Source organism: Kluyvera sp. (genome assembly GCF_965301105.1).
The window spans coordinates 109,153-126,932 of sequence record NZ_CBDKZX010000006.1; the positions used below are offsets into that span (position 1 = coordinate 109,153).

Annotated in this window: 16 protein-coding genes; 4 read left to right on the forward strand and 12 right to left on the reverse strand. The window is 55.9% G+C overall.

Features of this window, described 5'->3' with window-relative positions; genetic code table 11:
• Positions 1 to 119 precede the first annotated feature (119 nt).
• The 3 genes from brnQ to phoB form a co-directional block, all read right to left on the reverse strand.
• Complete coding sequence (brnQ, locus tag ACW14G_RS04405; protein ID WP_064547843.1) at positions 120 to 1,439, reverse strand: branched-chain amino acid transporter carrier protein BrnQ; 1,320 nt, start codon at positions 1,437 to 1,439, stop codon at positions 120 to 122.
• Between the two features lie 409 nt (positions 1,440 to 1,848).
• The gene (gene phoR, locus ACW14G_RS04410; RefSeq protein ID WP_163445890.1) at positions 1,849 to 3,144 is read right to left on the reverse strand and encodes a phosphate regulon sensor histidine kinase PhoR; all 1,296 of its coding nucleotides are present in this window, start codon (positions 3,142 to 3,144) and stop codon (positions 1,849 to 1,851) included.
• A 21-nt stretch (positions 3,145 to 3,165) separates the two neighbouring features.
• A complete protein-coding gene (gene phoB, locus ACW14G_RS04415; protein WP_035895131.1) occupies positions 3,166 to 3,855 on the reverse strand; it encodes a phosphate response regulator transcription factor PhoB in 690 nt (229 codons plus the stop codon).
• A 191-nt stretch (positions 3,856 to 4,046) separates the two neighbouring features.
• Between phoB and sbcD the strand changes: the two genes are divergently transcribed.
• Together sbcD and sbcC are read left to right on the forward strand one after the other, a co-directional pair.
• The gene (gene sbcD, locus ACW14G_RS04420; RefSeq protein ID WP_223804017.1) at positions 4,047 to 5,249 is read left to right on the forward strand and encodes an exonuclease subunit SbcD; all 1,203 of its coding nucleotides are present in this window, start codon (positions 4,047 to 4,049) and stop codon (positions 5,247 to 5,249) included.
• Positions 5,246 to 8,386, forward strand: coding sequence for an exonuclease subunit SbcC (sbcC, locus tag ACW14G_RS04425; RefSeq protein ID WP_249022240.1), 3,141 nt, complete (start codon positions 5,246 to 5,248; stop codon positions 8,384 to 8,386). Before sbcD ends, sbcC begins: the two co-directional genes overlap by 4 nt.
• Positions 8,387 to 8,498: 112 nt before the next feature.
• Here the strand turns inward: sbcC and mak are convergent, their stop codons facing one another.
• Positions 8,499 to 9,401 carry a fructokinase gene (mak, locus tag ACW14G_RS04430; protein ID WP_419058254.1) on the reverse strand — a complete coding sequence of 301 codons (903 nt, stop codon included), beginning with the start codon at positions 9,399 to 9,401 and terminating at the stop codon, positions 8,499 to 8,501.
• A gap of 87 nt (positions 9,402 to 9,488) precedes the next feature.
• Here mak and rdgC point away from each other — a divergent pair, with 87 nt between their 5' ends.
• Positions 9,489 to 10,400, forward strand: coding sequence for a recombination-associated protein RdgC (gene rdgC / locus ACW14G_RS04435; protein WP_064547833.1), 912 nt, complete (start codon positions 9,489 to 9,491; stop codon positions 10,398 to 10,400).
• Between the two features lie 44 nt (positions 10,401 to 10,444).
• Here rdgC and ppnP read toward each other — a convergent pair whose 3' ends face one another.
• The 4 genes from ppnP to ACW14G_RS04455 form a co-directional block, all read right to left on the reverse strand.
• Positions 10,445 to 10,729, reverse strand: a complete 285-nt coding sequence (gene ppnP, locus ACW14G_RS04440; protein WP_065357852.1) for a pyrimidine/purine nucleoside phosphorylase — start codon at positions 10,727 to 10,729, stop codon at positions 10,445 to 10,447.
• A 78-nt stretch (positions 10,730 to 10,807) separates the two neighbouring features.
• A complete protein-coding gene (locus tag ACW14G_RS04445; protein WP_064547829.1) occupies positions 10,808 to 11,485 on the reverse strand; it encodes an AroM family protein in 678 nt (225 codons plus the stop codon).
• A gap of 282 nt (positions 11,486 to 11,767) precedes the next feature.
• Complete coding sequence (aroL, locus tag ACW14G_RS04450; protein WP_419058251.1) at positions 11,768 to 12,292, reverse strand: shikimate kinase AroL; 525 nt, start codon at positions 12,290 to 12,292, stop codon at positions 11,768 to 11,770.
• A gap of 272 nt (positions 12,293 to 12,564) precedes the next feature.
• Positions 12,565 to 13,017: a YaiI/YqxD family protein gene (locus ACW14G_RS04455; protein ID WP_064547826.1), complete on the reverse strand. Its 453-nt coding sequence runs from the start codon at positions 13,015 to 13,017 to the stop codon at positions 12,565 to 12,567.
• A 158-nt stretch (positions 13,018 to 13,175) separates the two neighbouring features.
• On the opposite strand from ACW14G_RS04455, the gene proC reads away from it, so the two are divergent.
• A complete protein-coding gene (gene proC / locus ACW14G_RS04460; RefSeq protein WP_064547835.1) occupies positions 13,176 to 13,985 on the forward strand; it encodes a pyrroline-5-carboxylate reductase in 810 nt (269 codons plus the stop codon).
• Between the two features lie 56 nt (positions 13,986 to 14,041).
• Here proC and ACW14G_RS04465 read toward each other — a convergent pair whose 3' ends face one another.
• The 4 genes from ACW14G_RS04465 to ACW14G_RS04480 form a co-directional block, all read right to left on the reverse strand.
• The gene (locus ACW14G_RS04465; RefSeq protein WP_163445884.1) at positions 14,042 to 14,377 is read right to left on the reverse strand and encodes a PsiF family protein; all 336 of its coding nucleotides are present in this window, start codon (positions 14,375 to 14,377) and stop codon (positions 14,042 to 14,044) included.
• A gap of 99 nt (positions 14,378 to 14,476) precedes the next feature.
• Positions 14,477 to 15,886: an alkaline phosphatase gene (phoA, locus tag ACW14G_RS04470; protein ID WP_419058248.1), complete on the reverse strand. Its 1,410-nt coding sequence runs from the start codon at positions 15,884 to 15,886 to the stop codon at positions 14,477 to 14,479.
• A gap of 101 nt (positions 15,887 to 15,987) precedes the next feature.
• Complete coding sequence (locus ACW14G_RS04475; RefSeq protein WP_064547820.1) at positions 15,988 to 16,248, reverse strand: sigma-S stabilization anti-adapter protein IraP; 261 nt, start codon at positions 16,246 to 16,248, stop codon at positions 15,988 to 15,990.
• Between the two features lie 302 nt (positions 16,249 to 16,550).
• The gene (locus tag ACW14G_RS04480; RefSeq protein WP_163445881.1) at positions 16,551 to 17,750 is read right to left on the reverse strand and encodes a multidrug efflux MFS transporter; all 1,200 of its coding nucleotides are present in this window, start codon (positions 17,748 to 17,750) and stop codon (positions 16,551 to 16,553) included.
• Positions 17,751 to 17,780: the final 30 nt, after the last annotated feature.

Consider the following 17,780-nt stretch of genomic DNA (forward strand, 5'->3'; position numbering starts at 1 on the left):
GTGCCATGTCATACCCATCATCCCCGCGTCACCGCGAACGACTTAGGTGAAAGTACCCAAAATAAAAAACCACGGAACATCACGTTCCGTGGTTAAAACACCTGACTCTGCGACGCGAATTAATGCGCGCTTGATGTCACCTGACGACCCGCCATACGGTCCCAGACAATCGCCAGAACCGCCATAACGACCGTCGGCATCAGCCATGCCAGACCCTGCTCGGCCAGCGGCAGACGAGCGGCCCACCCCGGCAGCACGTCTGCGAACGCAGAGGCTTTAATCCCGTCAAGGATACCAAAAACAAGGCTGATGAACATCGGTGGTGCAATAACGCGGCCCGAATTATGCCACCAATTACGCGTAAAGCTGAGTACTACAAGTGCGATACACGGTGGATAGATGGCCGTCAGCACCGGAATCGAAATCTGAATCAGATGGCTCAGCCCCAGATTTGATACCGCCATTGAGAACAAACCAAGGATAAACACCAGCGTACGGTAGGAGAACGGCAGGTACTGAGCAAAGAACTCGGCACAAGCGCAGGTCAGGCCAACCGCGGTCACCAGACAGGCGATGAAGATCAGCGCCGCCAGCAGGAAGCTCCCGGCACCACCGAAAGTGTGCTGAACGTAAGCATGCAGAATGGCCGCGCCGTTGGCGTTCTGATCGACCAGAATCGCGCTGTCAGAACCCAGGCGGAACAGCGCCAGATACAGCAGCGTCAAGCCGACGCCGGCCATCAGGCCAGCCCAGATAGTGTAGCGAGTCAGTAAACGCGCTTCCGTCACACCGCGAGAACGCGCGGCATTGACGATAACAATCCCGAAGACCATCGCGCCAAGCGTATCCATGGTCAGGTAACCGTTGACGAAACCATTAGAAAACGCGGCGGTTTCATAGGCATCCAACGCATGGCTGATCGGGCCAGCGGGCCAGATAACCGCAGCAACGGCCAGCACAATCAGCGCCAGAATTTTCAGCGGCGCCAGGAAGTTGCCGACGGTATCGAGCAGCTTGCCCGGATACAGCGAGACCAGAATCACCAGCGCAAAATAGATAAGGCTATAGATAAACAGCGGCAGCTCACCGCTACCGGTCAGCGGCGCAATACCAATTTCAAACGAGACGGTCGCGGTACGCGGCGTAGCAAACAGCGGCCCAACCGCCAGGTAGCAGACGGTGGCAAGCAGCACGCCCGCCACTTTGCCGATTGGCGTGCTCAGGCTATCAACGCCGCCGCCCACTTTTGCGAGCGCGACCACGGTAAGCACCGGAAGACCCACAGCAGTAATCAGAAAGCCAATCGCCGCGGTCCAGACGTGAGGACCGGCCTGCAGACCAACCATAGGAGGAAAAATGATGTTACCTGCGCCAACAAACAACGCAAAGGTCATAAAGCCCAGAGCGATGATGTCACGCGATTTTAATTGATGGGTCATATGTAACTACTGCCTGTGGATGTGGTGTTGTAAAACAAATTTATCGCAATGGATTCAGCGGAATGATACAGAGCAAACCAACGATAAACTCAGAGGGATATGCTCCCTTCACGGAGTAAATAAGAATAGTTTTTTGATTTACCGCGTATATACAGTCTGTTTACGACCGTATGGGGGCCAATTTAAACGCTTATAACGTTTTAAAGCAACACGGGATCGCAAAACCAGATGATTATATTGATACTCAATTAATGGCCAGACTTATTAACTGGATTTAAGAAAAACATCCGGCTAATCATGCGAACAAAAAACAACCAGACGTTCGTTAATCAGGCAGCGTTTCCTTGACTGCAAAGCAAACAGACCAGCCGGGGCTGGTCTGTGGAAAGTTAAGATGACAAGCTGGCGATCAGTCGCTGTTTTTGGCAATTAAACGTTCCGGCAGCAGGAAGCTAAAGCACGATCCCTTGCCGACTTCACTGCTAATCTCCAGGCGACTGTCGTGGTGGCTGACGGCATGTTTCACAATCGCTAACCCCAGCCCACTGCCGCCGGTCTGCCTGGAGCGCGCTTTATCCACGCGATAAAAGCGTTCGGTCAGCCTTGGCAGATGCTCTGGCGCGATACCTGGCCCGTTATCTTCGACGCTAAACAGCGCCCCGTGCGGCGCACGCTGCCAGCGCACCGTAATCAACGTGCCTTCCGGCGTATGATTGACGGCGTTATAGACCAGATTCGACATCGCGCTACGCAGTTGATCCTCATTGCCCAGCACCTTCAGCGTTTCATCCACTTCAAAGCGGAACTGATGCTTCTGCTGGCTCAGCGTCTGCGCTTCACGCTCGACCACGCGCAGCATCATCGGTACGTCGATTTTTTCATTCAGCGCGAGCGTCGGCGAGGCTTCAATCTTCGACAACGTTAACAGCTGCCTGACCAACCCTTCCATGCGCTGGGTCTGCTCGCGCATGGTGTGCAGCGCTTTTTCGCGCACGTTCCCTTCCAGCACCTGCTCGTGCATCATCTCCAGGTAACCTTGCAGCACGGTGAGCGGCGTACGTAACTCGTGGCTAACGTTGGCGAAGAAATTCCGCCGAGCCCCTTCCAACTGGTGCATCTGCGTCACGTCGCGCGCCACCATCAGCAGCTGACGGTCGGTATACGGCATAATGCGGATTTCCAGATGGCGACCGTTATTCAGCACCAGATGCAGCGGCTTGAGAAAATCGCGCTTTTTGAGGTGTTGGGTAAATTCGGGGTAACGCAGCAGGTTGAGGATGTTCTGCCCGCTATCGTCGGGCCAGCGAAGCCCCAGCAGCTGCTGGGCGAGGCCATTACACCAGAAGATCGCCCCTTCTTCCGTGGTCAACACTACGGCGTCTGGCAGCGACTCGGCGCCGCTACGAAAGCGTTTAATCAGATTTCCCAGCTCGCGGCGACGTTTTTTATTACGCAACTGCATCTGGTTAAGCCCGTACAGCAGCGGCTCCCAGCTGCCGCGACCCGGCGGCGGCGTCATACTTCTATCGACCCACAGCCACCACGACAAACGCAACAGATTCCAGAAATGCCAGATCAGCAGGCCGGTCACTGCCGCCAGTAAAAACCACGGCAGATAACCAAAAATCAGTCCCAGTACGACAGCCGGGAGACAACATAATAGCAGCTCCAGGGCCAGCCTTTTCCATGACAGCCGTTCCAGCACGCGTCACTCTCCTGTCAAAAATTAGAATCGGGCGGAGAAACGATAGCCCGTGCCGCGAACGGTTTGCACCATACGATCGTGGCCGCTGTGCTCCAGCGCCTTACGCAAACGACGAATGTGAACGTCGACGGTGCGGTCTTCCACATACACGTTAGTGCCCCAGACGTGGTTCAGCAGCTGTTCTCGGCTGTACACGCGCTCCGGGTGAGTCATAAAGAAGTGTAATAGCTTAAATTCAGTCGGCCCCATATCGAGGGGATTTTCACCGGTCATCACGCGATGGGAAGTGGGGTCGAGGCTCAGGCCCTGCATCTCGATCACCTCTTCCACCGCCATCGGGGAAATACGCCGCATCACGGCTTTAATGCGCGCGACCAGCTCTTTCGGCGAGAATGGCTTAGTAATGTAATCATCCGCGCCCGTCTCCAGGCCGCGCACTCGATCTTCCTCTTCACCGCGGGCGGTTAGCATCACCACCGGAATATCGCGGGTTAAGGCTTCACGTTTGATATGCTTAATAAATTGCAGCCCCGAACCGCCCGGTAACATCCAGTCGAGCAGAATAAGGTCGGGCCAGGGTTCATTCAGTTTACTCACTGCGGTATCGTAATCTTCCGCTTCTACTGGCTGAAAACCGTTTTGTTCCAGCACGAAACAGACCATTTCGCGGATTGGCGCTTCATCTTCAACGACCAGAATACGTCTTGCCATTATTTGCCCTGTTTTTAGACATCAGTATTATATACGGCGTCATTATGCGTCAGATTTATGACAGTTTTATGATAAACATGACCGTTTGATGATCGCGCTTAACCGTTTATGACACGCGCCATACGCGCTCATCGACCCCAGCGTAGGTGAATGTTTATAATCAACTTTACGTCACTTCTTACGGAATCGCTATGCGCATTATCCATACCTCGGACTGGCACCTCGGCCAGAACTTCTACAGCAAGAGCCGCGCGGCCGAACACGATGCCTTTCTGCGCTGGCTGCTGACCACCGCCGAGGCGGAGCGCGTAGACGCGATTATCGTCGCGGGCGACATCTTCGATACCGGTTCGCCGCCAAGCTATGCGCGCGAGCTGTATAACCGGTTTGTGGTCAATCTTCAGCAAACGGGCTGCCATCTGGTAGTGCTGGCGGGCAACCATGACTCGGTGGCGACACTTAACGAATCGCGCGATATTCTGTCATTCCTCAACACCACGGTGATTGCCAACGCCGGCCATGCGCCGTTTATTCTGAATCAGCGCGACGGCACGCCCGGCGCAGTGTTCTGCCCGGTGCCGTTTCTGCGTCCGCGCGACATCATCACCAGCCAGGCGGGGCTTTCTGGCAATGAAAAAGTACGTCAGGTACTGGAAAGCATCACTGATTACTATCAGCAGCAGTATCAACAGGCCTGCGAGCTACGCGACAACCTGACGCTGCCGATTATCGCCAGCGGCCATCTGACCACCGTCGGCGCCAGCAAAAGCGATGCGGTGCGCGATATCTATATTGGCACGCTGGATGCTTTCCCGGCGCAGAATTTCCCACCGGCCGATTACATCGCGCTGGGGCATATTCACCGGGCGCAGAAAATCGGCGGCAGCGAGCATATCCGCTACAGCGGCTCGCCTCTCCCGTTAAGCTTTGACGAAACCGGCAAAGCGAAAAGCGTGAATCTGGTGACCTTTAGCGACGGCAAGCTGGCGGAAGTGACCCCGCTAACCGTCCCCATCACGCAGGCGCTGGCGGTGATCAAGGGCGATTTCGACAGCATCAGCGCCCAGCTCGCGGCGTGGGAGAAAACCGATACCGAGGCCACCACGTGGCTCGATATCGAAATCACCAGCGACGAATATCTGCATGACATTCAACGTAAAATCCAGGCCATCACCGACGATCTACCGGTCGAGGTCCTGCTGGTGCGCCGCAGCCGCGAGCAGCGCCAGCGCATTCTGGAAAGTCAGACGCGTGAGACCCTGAGCGAGCTGAGTATTGAAGAGGTATTCCAACGCCGCCTGGCGCTGGAAACACTTGAGGAACCGCAGCAGCAACGCCTGCAAACGCTGTTCAACGAAACGCTAAACAGCCTTGGCGAGGAACAACAACCATGAAAATTCTCAGCCTGCGCCTGAAAAACCTCAACTCGCTCAAAGGCGAGTGGAAAATCGACTTCACCCAGGAGCCTTTCGCCAGCAACGGTCTGTTCGCCATCACCGGCCCGACCGGCGCGGGCAAAACCACCCTGCTCGACGCTATTTGCCTGGCGCTGTACCACGAGACACCGCGCCTTAATACCGTTTCGCAGTCACAAAATGACCTGATGACCCGCGACACCGCCGAGTGTCTGGCGGAAGTCGAGTTTGAAGTACAGGGTATTGCCTATCGCGCCTTCTGGAGCCAGAACCGCGCGCGCAACCAGCCGGACGGTAATTTACAGGCGCCGCGCGTCGAGCTGGCACGCTGCGCCGACGGACAAATTCTGGCGGATAAAGTCAAAGACAAGCTGGAGATGACCGCGTCGCTGAGCGGGCTGGACTATGGCCGCTTTACCCGCTCGATGTTGCTTTCACAGGGCCAGTTTGCCGCCTTCCTCAACGCCAAACCGAAAGAGCGCGCCGAGCTGCTGGAAGAGTTGACCGGCACCGAAATTTACGGCCAGATTTCCGCGCAGGTGTTTGAAAAACATAAGCAGGCGCGTAACGACCTCGACAAGCTTCAGGCCCAGGCCAGCGGTGTGGTACTGCTGAGCGAAGAGCAGCAACAGTCCCTACAACAAAGTTTGCAGGCGCTTACTTCCGATGAAAAGCAGTGGCAACAACAGCAGGCGATCGCCCTCACACATCAGCAATGGCTGTCACGCCGAACGGAGCTGGAACAAGACGAGCAGAAAACCCAGCTGGCGTTGAAAGAAGCCCAGCAGGCGCTGGAAGCGGCGCAGCCGCAGCTTGCCGTGCTGAGCCGCGCGCAGCCCGCTGAAGCGCTGCGCCCGCACTGGTCACAGATGCAGGAACAGGCCGCCACGGTGGCCAAAACCCGTGCGCAGGTTCTGCAAGTGAATACTCGCTTACAGGCAGCCCGTACCCAACGAGATCGCATTCGCTACAGCGCGGAACGCCAACACGCCACGCTCACGCAATCGCTGCAACAACAGCAACAATGGCTGCAGGCGCATGAACATATTCAGCGCTGGCAAAGCGAGCTAACCGGCTGGCGTAGCGCGTTTGCTCAGCAGACGCGGGAACGTGCACAGCAACAAACGCAAGAACAGCGCCGTAATGCGCTGGCGGCACAGCTCAGCCAGCTGCCGCCTTCCACGCTAACGCTCACGCAGGAAGAGGTCGCCGCCCGGATCGCCGAACACGCGGCGTCGCGCCCGCAGCGCCAGCAGCTCAGTACCCTTCATGCGCGCTTTATCCCGCTCCACTCCCGCCGACAGCAGCTGATGGATGCTCAGCAGCAGCGCCAGCAGCAATTGGAGAAAATCACCGCCGAACTGACCCCGCTGCGCCTGGTCTATAAAGAGAAAAAACAGCAGTTGGCCGACGTTAAGGCCATTTGCGATTTGGAAGACACCATCGTTAAGCTGGAAGCCGAGCGCGCGCGTCTCCAGCCGGGCGCGCCGTGTCCGCTGTGCGGTTCCACCAGCCATCCGGCGCTGGCCGAATATCAGGCTTTAAAACCGGACGCCAACAAAGCACGTCGCGATGCGCTGGAAAAAGAGGTTTCGCAGCTGACCGAAAACGGCGCGGCGCTGCGTGGCCAACTGGAGACGCTGCAAAAGCAGCAGCAGAACGAAAATGACGAGCTCACATCGCTTTCTCAGCAGGAGCAAGCACTTACCTCCCAGTGGCAGGAGACGCTCCAGCATCTGCATATCGATCTGCAACCGTCTGACGATATCAACGGCTGGCTGGCCGCACAGGACGACGCCGAGCAGCAGCGTTATCAGCACCAACAACGCCTGACGCTGGAACAGCAGCTTCGCGAGCTTGAGGCGCAGCTAACGCAGCTACGCGAAGAACAGGAGCAGCGCACTGCCGCGCTTAATCAATCGTTCACGGCTTTTGGCCTGACGCAACCGGACGCTGGCGATGAAAACAGTTGGCTGACGGCGCGCGAAACGGAGATAGCCCAGTGGCAACAGCAGCAGGCGCAGCTCCAGAGCACTCAACAGCAGCTGGCGTTGATTCAGCCGCTGCTGGAAACGCTACCGACCGCCGAAAATACCGACGACGGTCAGCAGGCCTCGCTTGACGGCTGGCAACAGGCGCATCATGACTGTGTGTCGCTGGAAAGCCAGTGGCAAACGCTCCAGCAACAAGAAAAACTGGAAAATGAGCGTCTTCAGCAAGCGGAACAGACCTTCGACCAGCAGCTTTCCGCCTCGCACTTCCCGGACCGACAGACATTTCTGGATGCGCTACTGGATGCCGGCGAGCGCCAGCGTCTTGAACAGCTCAAACAGACGCTGGAGACGCAGCACCAGCAGCGCCAGACCCTCGCCGCACAGGTACAGGAAGCGTTGCAACATCATTTGACCGTGCGCCCGGAAACGCTGACCGCCGATTTGAGCCTTGCCGACGTGCAGGAACAGCTTCAGCAGCTTGCCCGCCAGCTTCGCGAGAACAGCGAGCGCCAGGGCGAACTGCGCCAGCAGCTCAAGCAGGACAGCGACAATCGTCAGCAGCAGCAGTCGCTTTTCGTTGAGATTGAAAAAGCCAATGCCGTGCTGGAAGACTGGGCGCATTTAAATGCGCTCATTGGCTCCAAAGAGGGGGATAAATTCCGTAAATTCGCCCAGGGACTGACGCTGGATAATCTGGTGTGGCTCGCCAACGAACAGCTCAGCCGCCTGCATGGTCGTTATCTGCTGCAACGTAAAGCCAGCGATGCGCTGGAATTAGAGGTCGTTGATACCTGGCAGGCGGACGCGGTGCGCGATACCCGCACGCTCTCCGGTGGCGAAAGCTTCCTCGTCAGCCTCGCGCTGGCACTGGCGCTCTCCGATCTGGTCAGCCACAAAACCCGTATTGACTCACTGTTCCTCGATGAAGGCTTCGGCACGCTGGACAGCGAAACGCTCGATACCGCGCTGGATGCGCTGGATGCCCTCAACGCCAGCGGCAAAATCATCGGCGTGATCAGCCACGTTGAGGCGATGAAAGAGCGGATTCCGGTGCAAATTAAGGTGAAGAAAATCAACGGGCTGGGGTATAGCCGACTGGATAAAATGTTTAGCGTGGAGTGAGGTTCCCCTCCCTCCTGGAGAGGGAGAAAACCGTGCAGAACGGCGGCTTTCCCCACCAACAACACAAGACGGTTCCCTCTCCCTTCGGGAGAGGGTTAGGGTGAGGGCTAAATCACGCCGGCCACAACCACGCCGCCCCGCGAACCCCGCTGGAGTCCCCGTGCAGCGCTTTACGAATCGGCGTCTCGCACTCACCGCCAAACACCCATTCTTTCACCAGCTGCGGTACCGTCTGGTATAGCCGTTCAACGTTGCTCATCCCGCCGCCCAGCACAATCACGTCCGGGTCGAGAATATTCACCACGTGGGCCAGCGATTTCGCCAGCCGCTGCTCGTAGCGACTGAGCGCCTGCTCTGCCAGCGCATCACCTTCATCCACCAGGCGCATAATCTCACTGCCCTTCAATGGACGCCCGCTTAACCGCTGGTAGTCGGTGGCAAAACCGGTACCGGAAATAAAGGTCTCAATGCAGCCCTGCTTACCGCAGTAGCACGGCACTTCCGCACGATAGCGCAGCTCGTCGTCATTCATCCACGGCAGTGGATTATGCCCCCATTCGCCCGCCGTGCCGTTGCCGCCGATATGCGCGCGGCCGCCAATCGCCACGCCCGCGCCGCAGCCGGTACCAATGATCACCGCAAACACCGTCTGCGCGCCCGCCGCCGCGCCGTCTACCGCTTCCGACACCGCAAGACAGTTGGCGTCGTTCGCCAGCCGCACCTCGCGGTTCAGACGACGGCTTAAATCTTTATCAAACGGCTGGCCGTTCAGCCAGGTGGAATTGGCGTTTTTCACCACCCCGGTATAGGGCGAAATCGAGCCGGGAATGCCCATTCCCACCGTCCCGGTTTGCCCGGTCGCCTCTTCGGCCAGTGCGACGAGATGCGCAATGTTCTCAATGGTTTGCTGGTAGTCACGCGGCGTCGGCAGACGGTGACGATAGAGCTGCTCCCCGCGATCGCTCAGCGCGATAACTTCCGTTTTCGTTCCACCCAGATCGATACCAATTCGCATTCATCACTCCTGTTTAAAACAATGCAAGGCCAGAGACAATTCGTTATCATTGCACGCTGATTTAACGATAACACCGTGGAAATTATCATGCTGTGGTTCAAAAATTTAATGGTTTATCGTCTCAGCCGCGACATCTCGCTGCGCGCGGAAGAGATGGAAAAACAGCTCGCTGAGATGACCTTCACCCCGTGCGGCAGCCAGGATATGGCGAAAACCGGCTGGGTGCCGCCGATGGGTTCACACAGCGATGCGCTGACGCACACAGCGAATGGTCAGATCATTATCTGCGCGCGCAAAGAAGAGAAGATCCTGCCCTCTCCGGTGATTAAACAGGCGCTGGAAGCGAAGATCCAGAAACTGGAAGCCGATCAGGGTCGTAAGCTGAAAAAGACCGAAAAAGATTCCCTGAAAGATGAAGTGCTGCACTCTCTGCTGCCGCGCGCTTTCAGTCGCTTCAGCCAGACGATGATGTGGATCGACACCGTTAACGACCTGATTATGGTCGACTGCGCCAGCGCCAAAAAAGCGGAAGATACGCTGGCGCTGTTACGTAAGAGCCTCGGTTCTCTGCCGGTCGTGCCGCTGACGCTGGAAAACCCGATCGAACTGACGCTGACCGAATGGGTGCGCTCTGGCACCACGGCGCAGGGCTTCCAGCTACTTGATGAAGCCGAACTGAAAGCGATCCTCGAAGACGGCGGCGTGATCCGTGCGAAAAAACAGGATCTGGTTTGCGACGAAATCGCTGTCCACATCGAAGCCGGTAAGCTGGTGACCAAGCTGGCCCTCGACTGGCAGCAGCGCATTCAGTTTGTGATGTGCGACGACGGCTCGATTAAACGCCTGAAGTTCTGCGACGAACTGCGCGATCAGAACGAAGATATCGATCGTGACGACTACGCCCAGCGTTTCGATGCCGACTTTATTCTGATGACCGGCGAGCTGGCGGCGCTGATTAAAAGCCTGGTGGAAGGGTTAGGCGGCGAAGCGCAGCGTTAATGAATGAGGTGTTTCCCTTCCTGCCGCAGCAGGAAGGGAAACTATTACAGATAGCGGCACAGATAAGAGGTTGGCTCTGCGACCTGCAGGTTAAACTCGCTGTGGCCCGGCACGTTGAAAACTTCCCCGGCAGCATAGACTTTCCACTCAGTTTCCCCCGGTAACAACACGTTCAGCGCGCCGCTGATCACGGTCATCTCTTCCGGCTGCGCGGTACCGAAGGTATATTCGCCTTCCGCCATCACGCCCACGCTCGCACGCCCGGTGCTGCTGCTGGTAAAACCAATGGATTTCACTTTTCCGTCGAAGTATTCGTTGCTTTGAAGCATAAACAGGCCCTTATTATCGTGTCGTCAAAAGACCAATATAGGGGGGCGAACAGAAACCTGTCACGCGAAATTCTCCCGTTAACACAATAATTCTGCCGCCAGTCTGGCGACCAGCACATTCGACAGTAAAACAGGCACATCCAGCGCTTTTTGTAATAGGTCACGGTGACGCTGGTGATAGCTGAGTGAATCCAGTACCAGCACGTCGGCCCCCTGTTCCAGCAGTGAACTGCCTGCGGAAATCAGGTGCTGATCGGTATCGAGGTTCGGGTTGGCCAGCGCGTAATAAGGTGAGGTGGGCAGCATCTGCCACTTCTCCTGCTGGGCATTTAAAATGCCTTCGACAGGCACAAGCACCCCGACCTGGTGTCCCTCAACGATAGAGGCGACTAACGGTGGAATAATGCGCTGAGGTTCCAGCAGCATCGCATTGCGCGCCACCATACTGCGTAATTTGAATGTGTTCAGTAACAGGATGACGTCATAGGATTGGTTGTCCAGCACCTCAATAACGGCCTGGAGGCTCAACTCCACCTTCGGACGGGATACTTCAACAAATTGGTTATCATTTAGCAGAACCAGTAAGCGCTCTTCACCGGGTTCTGGTGCATACTCTTCCATGACGTCAGCACGATTCATTTTGCCTAGCAGGCTGATGTGGGTGATCTGATCTTCCCTGATGTGCTCGGTCAAAAGCGGCAACACTTCACTGACGGGCACCACCCCTATCGTAAGAATCGCCATCGTTGCACTCATGTTATTTACCTTCTGCTTTTCTGAAAGTTCACTTTACAAATAGCCACCTGGATGGATGAAAAATACCGCTCAGAAGCGTAGCACCTGCCGCGGGAGGCGGAATGTAAAGATTCCAGTTGTTTCCAGTACTCTCCTGATATGTTTTGATTTTAACTTTTCTATAACATACAGAATAGGTGAAAAATGTGATTTACGCCCGATATAACCGCAAAATAAAAAGGGTTATATCGGCAGCGTGCATCACAGCATGAGGAAGAGATGGGGAGAAAGCGATGCGTTTCGCTAGCTGGCGGTGGCCAGGTGCAGAGCGTCGAGGATCAGCGTCACCACGCGCTCCGGCGAGGCGGAAGCGTCGACGATGTAATGGGCGGTTTCACGGTACAACGCATCGCGCTGAGCCAGCACATCGGCGACTTCTTCGCTAATGGGTTTACCGGTCAGCGTCGGGCGCTGGTCAGCTTCTGGAAAGGCTTCCAGACGGCGCGCTAAAACGGGAACCGGCGCATTCAGGTACACCACAACGCCGTTCTGGCGCATAAACTCGCGGTTTACCGGTGCAAGGATAATTCCACCGCCCGTGGCGATAACCGCCCCTGACTGGGTGACGGAGATTAACGTTTCGGTCTCTCTGGCGCGGAAACCCGGCCAGCCTTCCGCTGCCACGATATCCGCCACGCTCATGCCTGACCGCTGCTGTAACACCTGGTCAGTATCAACAAAACGGAAATCGCAGGCATGGGTAAGCGCTTGACCTATTGTTGTTTTTCCGCAGCCTCTGGCTCCGATAAGAAAAATAGGTTGTGTCATTACCTGGAATTCCCCCTGATGACGCAAAATTGCGGGACGTGCATGTGAAGCGTGAATAATACCACCAAACTAGTACACAAGTAAGTGTAAACTTTAGGTTACAAAAAGATTCAGCCTGCGTATTTTATCCGCTTTATATCCAGCCATCGTCTGCTTTTAAAGCGTAAAAAAATAATTCCACAAGCCGTTGCGCTAACAGTACATGAAACTGTCTTGTTTTGACAAGCCGAACGACGCGGCAAAGGTAGCATATTCCGGTGACAGAAATCCTGTCAGCCGCGTTTTACCGCCAACAGCCACTTGTCCAGCTCTGCGGCGAACTGCTGGCGATCGCGCTGGGAAAGCGCGCTGGGGCCGCCGGTTTGAATACCGCTGGAACGCATTGTGTCCATAAAATCACGCAGCGTCAGACGTTCACGGATAGTGGCATCGCTGTAGCGTTCACCACGTGGGTTCAGCGCCGCCCCGCCCTTTTCCAGCACCTCAGCGGCCAGCGGAATATCGGCGGTTATCACCAGATCGCCCGGTTGGCACAGGCGCACAATTTCATTGTCGGCAACGTCAAACCCCTTTGGCACCACCATCGCGCGGATGAAGCGCGACGGCGGCACGCGTAGATACTGGTTTGCCACCAGCACAAGCTCAATCTGTGTACGGTCTGCGGCGCGGTAAAGCACCTCTTTAATCACGTTCGGACACGCGTCGGCGTCCACCCAAATCGTCATACTCACTCCGCTTAACGCTGGCTGTTAAAGGGCGATTATACGGTAAGCGCGTCTTCGGACGTAATAATGTGCAACCAGCGTCACAAAATTACGTTACCCATCGCCGGGAATGGCCTATAACAGTACACTACAAAAAAACAGACAGAGGGAGAGACATGATGGAGAAGAAAATTGGCTTCATTGGCTGCGGTAATATGGGAAAGGCCATTCTGGGCGGCCTGATTGCCAGCGGGCAGGTACTTCCTGGGCAGATTTGGGTTTATACCCCTTCCCCGGATAAAGTCGCCGCGCTGCGCGATGAGTTCGGCATTAACGCGGCGCAAAGCCCGCAAGAAGTGGCGCAGGTGGCGGATATCGTCTTTGGCGCCGTGAAGCCGGGCATTATGGTGAAGGTACTGAGCGACATCGCTTCCAGCCTGAACAAAGATTCACTGGTGGTCTCCATTGCCGCCGGGATTACCCTCGATCAGCTGGCGCGCGCGCTGGGTCACGATCGTAAAATCGTCCGTGCCATGCCGAATACGCCGTCACTGGTTAACGCCGGGATGACGTCGGTCACGCCAAACGCGCTGGTCACCCCGGAAGATATCGCCGATGTGTTGAATATTTTCCGCTGCTTCGGGGCCGCGGAAGAAATTGCCGAACCGATGATCCACCCGGTGGTGGGCGTTAGCGGCTCGGCACCGGCCTATGTATTTATGTTTATCGAAGCGATGGCGGATGCCGCTGTGCTGGGCGGTATGCCGCGCGCCCAGGCCTATAAATTCGCCGCGCAGGCGGTTATGGGCTCCGCGAAGATGGTGCTGGAAACCGGTAAACATCCGGGTGAACTGAAAGATATGGTGTGCTCGCCTGGCGGTACCACGATTGAAGCTGTGCGCGTGCTGGAAGAAAAAGGCTTCCGCTCGGCGGTCATCGAAGCGATGGCAAAATGCATGGAAAAATCGGACAAGATGAGTAAGTCCTGATGACGCTGGCCCGGCACACGCTGCCGGGCCAGGCTAGCTTGCCATAAGAAGTGAATTTACTTTTTCTTCAGACAGGTACTCATAAAGGTTTTACGCTCGTCGCCCTTCAGGGTCTTCTGAGCGGCCTGCGCGTTACAATCCTTCATTTTTTGCTGCTGCGGCGTTAACGCTTTGCCGTCTGCGGTCGCCCCTTCCCCTTTCAGACAGCTGCTCATATAGGTTTTGCGCTCATCCCCCTTCAGGGTTTTAGCGGTCGCCTGTTGATTGCAGCTACTCATCCGCTGTTGCTGTGGCGTCAGGGTCTTCTCCGGCGCGGCTGCCGTCGTCGCCGCAGACACGGCGCTGGCCGCAAACACGCCACACAGTAGGGTAATCAGTAATGTTGTTTTCATTGCACCATCCTTTTGTGAGTAGAACTCTGTAAGTCTGGTCGCTGGCAGGAATTTTACCAGGCCGGCAGCGAATTATATGCCGCCGGCCTGGTCGGGAGATTACAGCCCCAACGCGGCTTTCATGGTGTAGTAGAGATCAGTCTGGTCGGTCAGGCCCACTACGTTAGCGGCATGCGGGCCGTAGGCCGCGATACGCAGCTGGGTGCCAGTATGCTCCATTGACTCCTCTTCCGAGTTACCGTAGCTCATCACCATCACTGACCCATCTTTGGTATTCAACGCCTGCGTCAGGCCCGGCGCTTTGGTTTCCGGTGGAATAATCTGGCTGGCGTGCGCGTGGTCAGCGGTGACGATCACCAGGGTATTGCCGTCTTTTTTCGCAAATTCCAGCGCTTTTTGTACCGCTTCATCCAGATCGACCGTTTCGCCAATCTGGCCGCACGGGTTCGCCGCGTGATCCTGTTTATCGATCGACGCCCCTTCAACCTGCAGGAAGAAGCCTTTTTCGTTGGCGCTCAACAGGGAGATGGCTTTGTCGGTCATCTGCGCCAGAGTCGGCACGCTGGCATCACGTTTCGGGTTCGGCGTACAGGTCACCGCTGGCTTATCCAGGTTGCCATGATAAGAGGCCTTCGGCCCTTCCCAACGAACCGGCATATTGCCGTCAGAGAACAGCCCCAGCAACGGTTTGTCCTGGTTAGCCTGAGTAATCGCCGCCAGCGTGGTGGCGTTATCCACTAGCTGATAGCCGCGCGCCTGCGCCTGCTCACGCAGGGTTTTACCCTGCCATTCACCCGCTGTCGCAGTTTCGGCGAAGGTTTTTGCGCCGCCGCCCAGCGTCACGTCTGCGCGGGCATTCAGCAGCTGTTCGGTAATGGACCCTTTACCGCCTTTTTCCAGCGCGTTGGTTGGGCATTTTTCGCTGGTCACGCTCGGGCCGTAACACTTACGCGAAGTGACATGAGAAATCTGCGCCGCAGGGGTCGCATCCTGCAATTCGGCGGTAGACACGTTACCGGTCGCCAGGCCGGCCGCTTTCGCCAGCTCAAGAATCGTCTGGTGATCTTTTTCATGGATATCGACGCCCAGCGCGCCGTTATAGGTTTTCACGCCAGTACTCCAGGCGGTGGCCGACGCGGCGGAGTCGGTCACGTAGTCCGGCTTACCGGTCTTTTTGTTCAGCGCATAATGGGTGTACTGGCCGGTTAACGGCAGCGCGTCAATACCTTTAAAATAACCGCCCGCGCCTTCCGCGTAGTTACGCGCGGCGGTAATTTCAGAGTCGCCCATCCCATCGCCAATCAGCAAAATAACGTTTTTGGCCTGTTTATTATTTAAGGAGGCGCGAATCGCGTCGGTTTGATCGGCAGATAAACGGCGAGCACCGCCTGGCTGGGTGATGTCCCCTTGCGCGGCGCGGTTATCGAGAACAGCGGTAGAGGTCTCCGCGTGAACGGTAGGCAGACCCAGCAGAGGTAATAATGCGGCAACGATAGCACGGTATTTCACGTTAGTTTCTCCATGTATAAATACTTAAAAAAAAGAAAACATGGAGACTGTAAGAAAAGAGCGTGACAGTTTAATGACAGCGTGAAATAAGCAAAGACCTACTATTTTTCGGGGGCTAGAAATAACCGTTTAACATGGTTATATAATAATTCGCGATGATGATCGGAAGCATCTTCCGGCGGTGTAAGCTTATTCAACGTGGCGGCAATGTGGCTTTCCAGATCGGACTGCGGCTGCTGTTTCATATGCAGTAGCAGCGTAGTCACCACCACTTCCAGCGCATCAACCTGAATACGTAGCGCGTTTGCTTCATCTTCCTTTTCGGCTAGTTTTACCAGCAATTCAGCAATGAAATTTTTCATCGCGCGTTTTCCTTATGGATAGCGATGGGCTGGATGCAGGCCCTGAAAAAATAAATAGACCGCTAAAACATACGGTTCCATTCCCCTTTGGCAAGCAGGAATAGAATTACAATATCCAGACAATTCTGCAAGTGAAACCCGCAAAAATATAATCCTCATGAATATCATGGAATTAGTTTCATTTTTCGCCAGCGAAACGTTTCTCTCGCATAATAATGCAGGGCCATCGAACAAAGTTGAATAACAGCGGAATGAATCGATGGAAATAACGTTGTGCCGCTATTTCCATCGTTACCGTGATATTACTGGCGAACCGGCTGGGTACGGCGGAGCATTACCGCCAGTTGCCATAGGTTAATCAGCACAATCACCGCGGTGGCGATAAATACCCAGCGGAATCCGGCCATTGCGGAAATGGATGCGCCAATCAGCGGCCCTGCTACATTACCCAGATACATAAACGACTGGTTATAGCCGAATATACGCCCGGTAACGCGCTCGCTAATATATTTGAGCAACAGCGTTTGTACCGCCGGCAGCATCGCGCCATCGGCAAAGCCAAGAATAAAACGGAGAATGCCAAGCTGAAGCGGGGTGGTCACAAACGACATGGCAAAGAACAGCACCACGGCAAAGACCAGCGTGCCCAGCAAAATGCGGGCCGTGCCAATACGGTCCCCGAGCTTGCCCAGCCTTGGTGCGGAAATCAGCGCCGATACGCCGGGCACAGCGGCAATCATGCCGCTTAAGAAGGCAATGTTAGTGCTATCCGGCGACATCGATTTAATAAACAGCGCCAGAATTGGGCTAATCGAGCCGTTACACAGCTGAATCACCATCGTCGTCACAAACAGGCTGATCACCAGCCCAGGATACGGCAGTGAGGCAAATACCGCCTTACCGCTCAGCTTCTCGCCTTTTTCCAGCACCGGGCGGGAGCCCTCTTTGATTAAAAACAGCGTCACCAGGAAGCTCACCATCAGCAGGAATGCGGTGATAAAGAACACCATTCGCAGCCCTACATGGTCAGCCAGAAAACCGCCGAGCAGCGGCCCGCCGATCACGCCGGTGATCTGCGCCGTCGAGAGGGTGCTGAGCGCCCAGCCGCTGCGCTCACGCGGCACCTGCGAGGCCACAAGGGCCATTGCGTTAGGAATATAGCCGGACGTTAAGCCCATAATGGCGCGCAGGAAAAAGAGCTGCCAGACGTTGGTGGCGAAGGCCTGCAGGAGAATCGCCACCGCCATCCCGAGCGATGCGCGCAGCAGCATTAACTTGCGGCCTTTACGGTCCGCGAGGCTTCCCCACATTGGCGAAACGATCGCCGAAACCAGAAAGGTGACGCTGAAGGTCAAGCCTGACCACATGGACAGCGATTCGTGCGAGGTGACGCCAAGCTGCGCCACATAAAGCGGTAAAAAAGGCAAAATCTGGCTAATCGCTAGCCCGGTGAAAAAACAGCCGAACCAGACGGAAATAAGGTTAACCTTCCAGGATTCCATAACGACGCGTTTGACTTCAATTGACGGGAA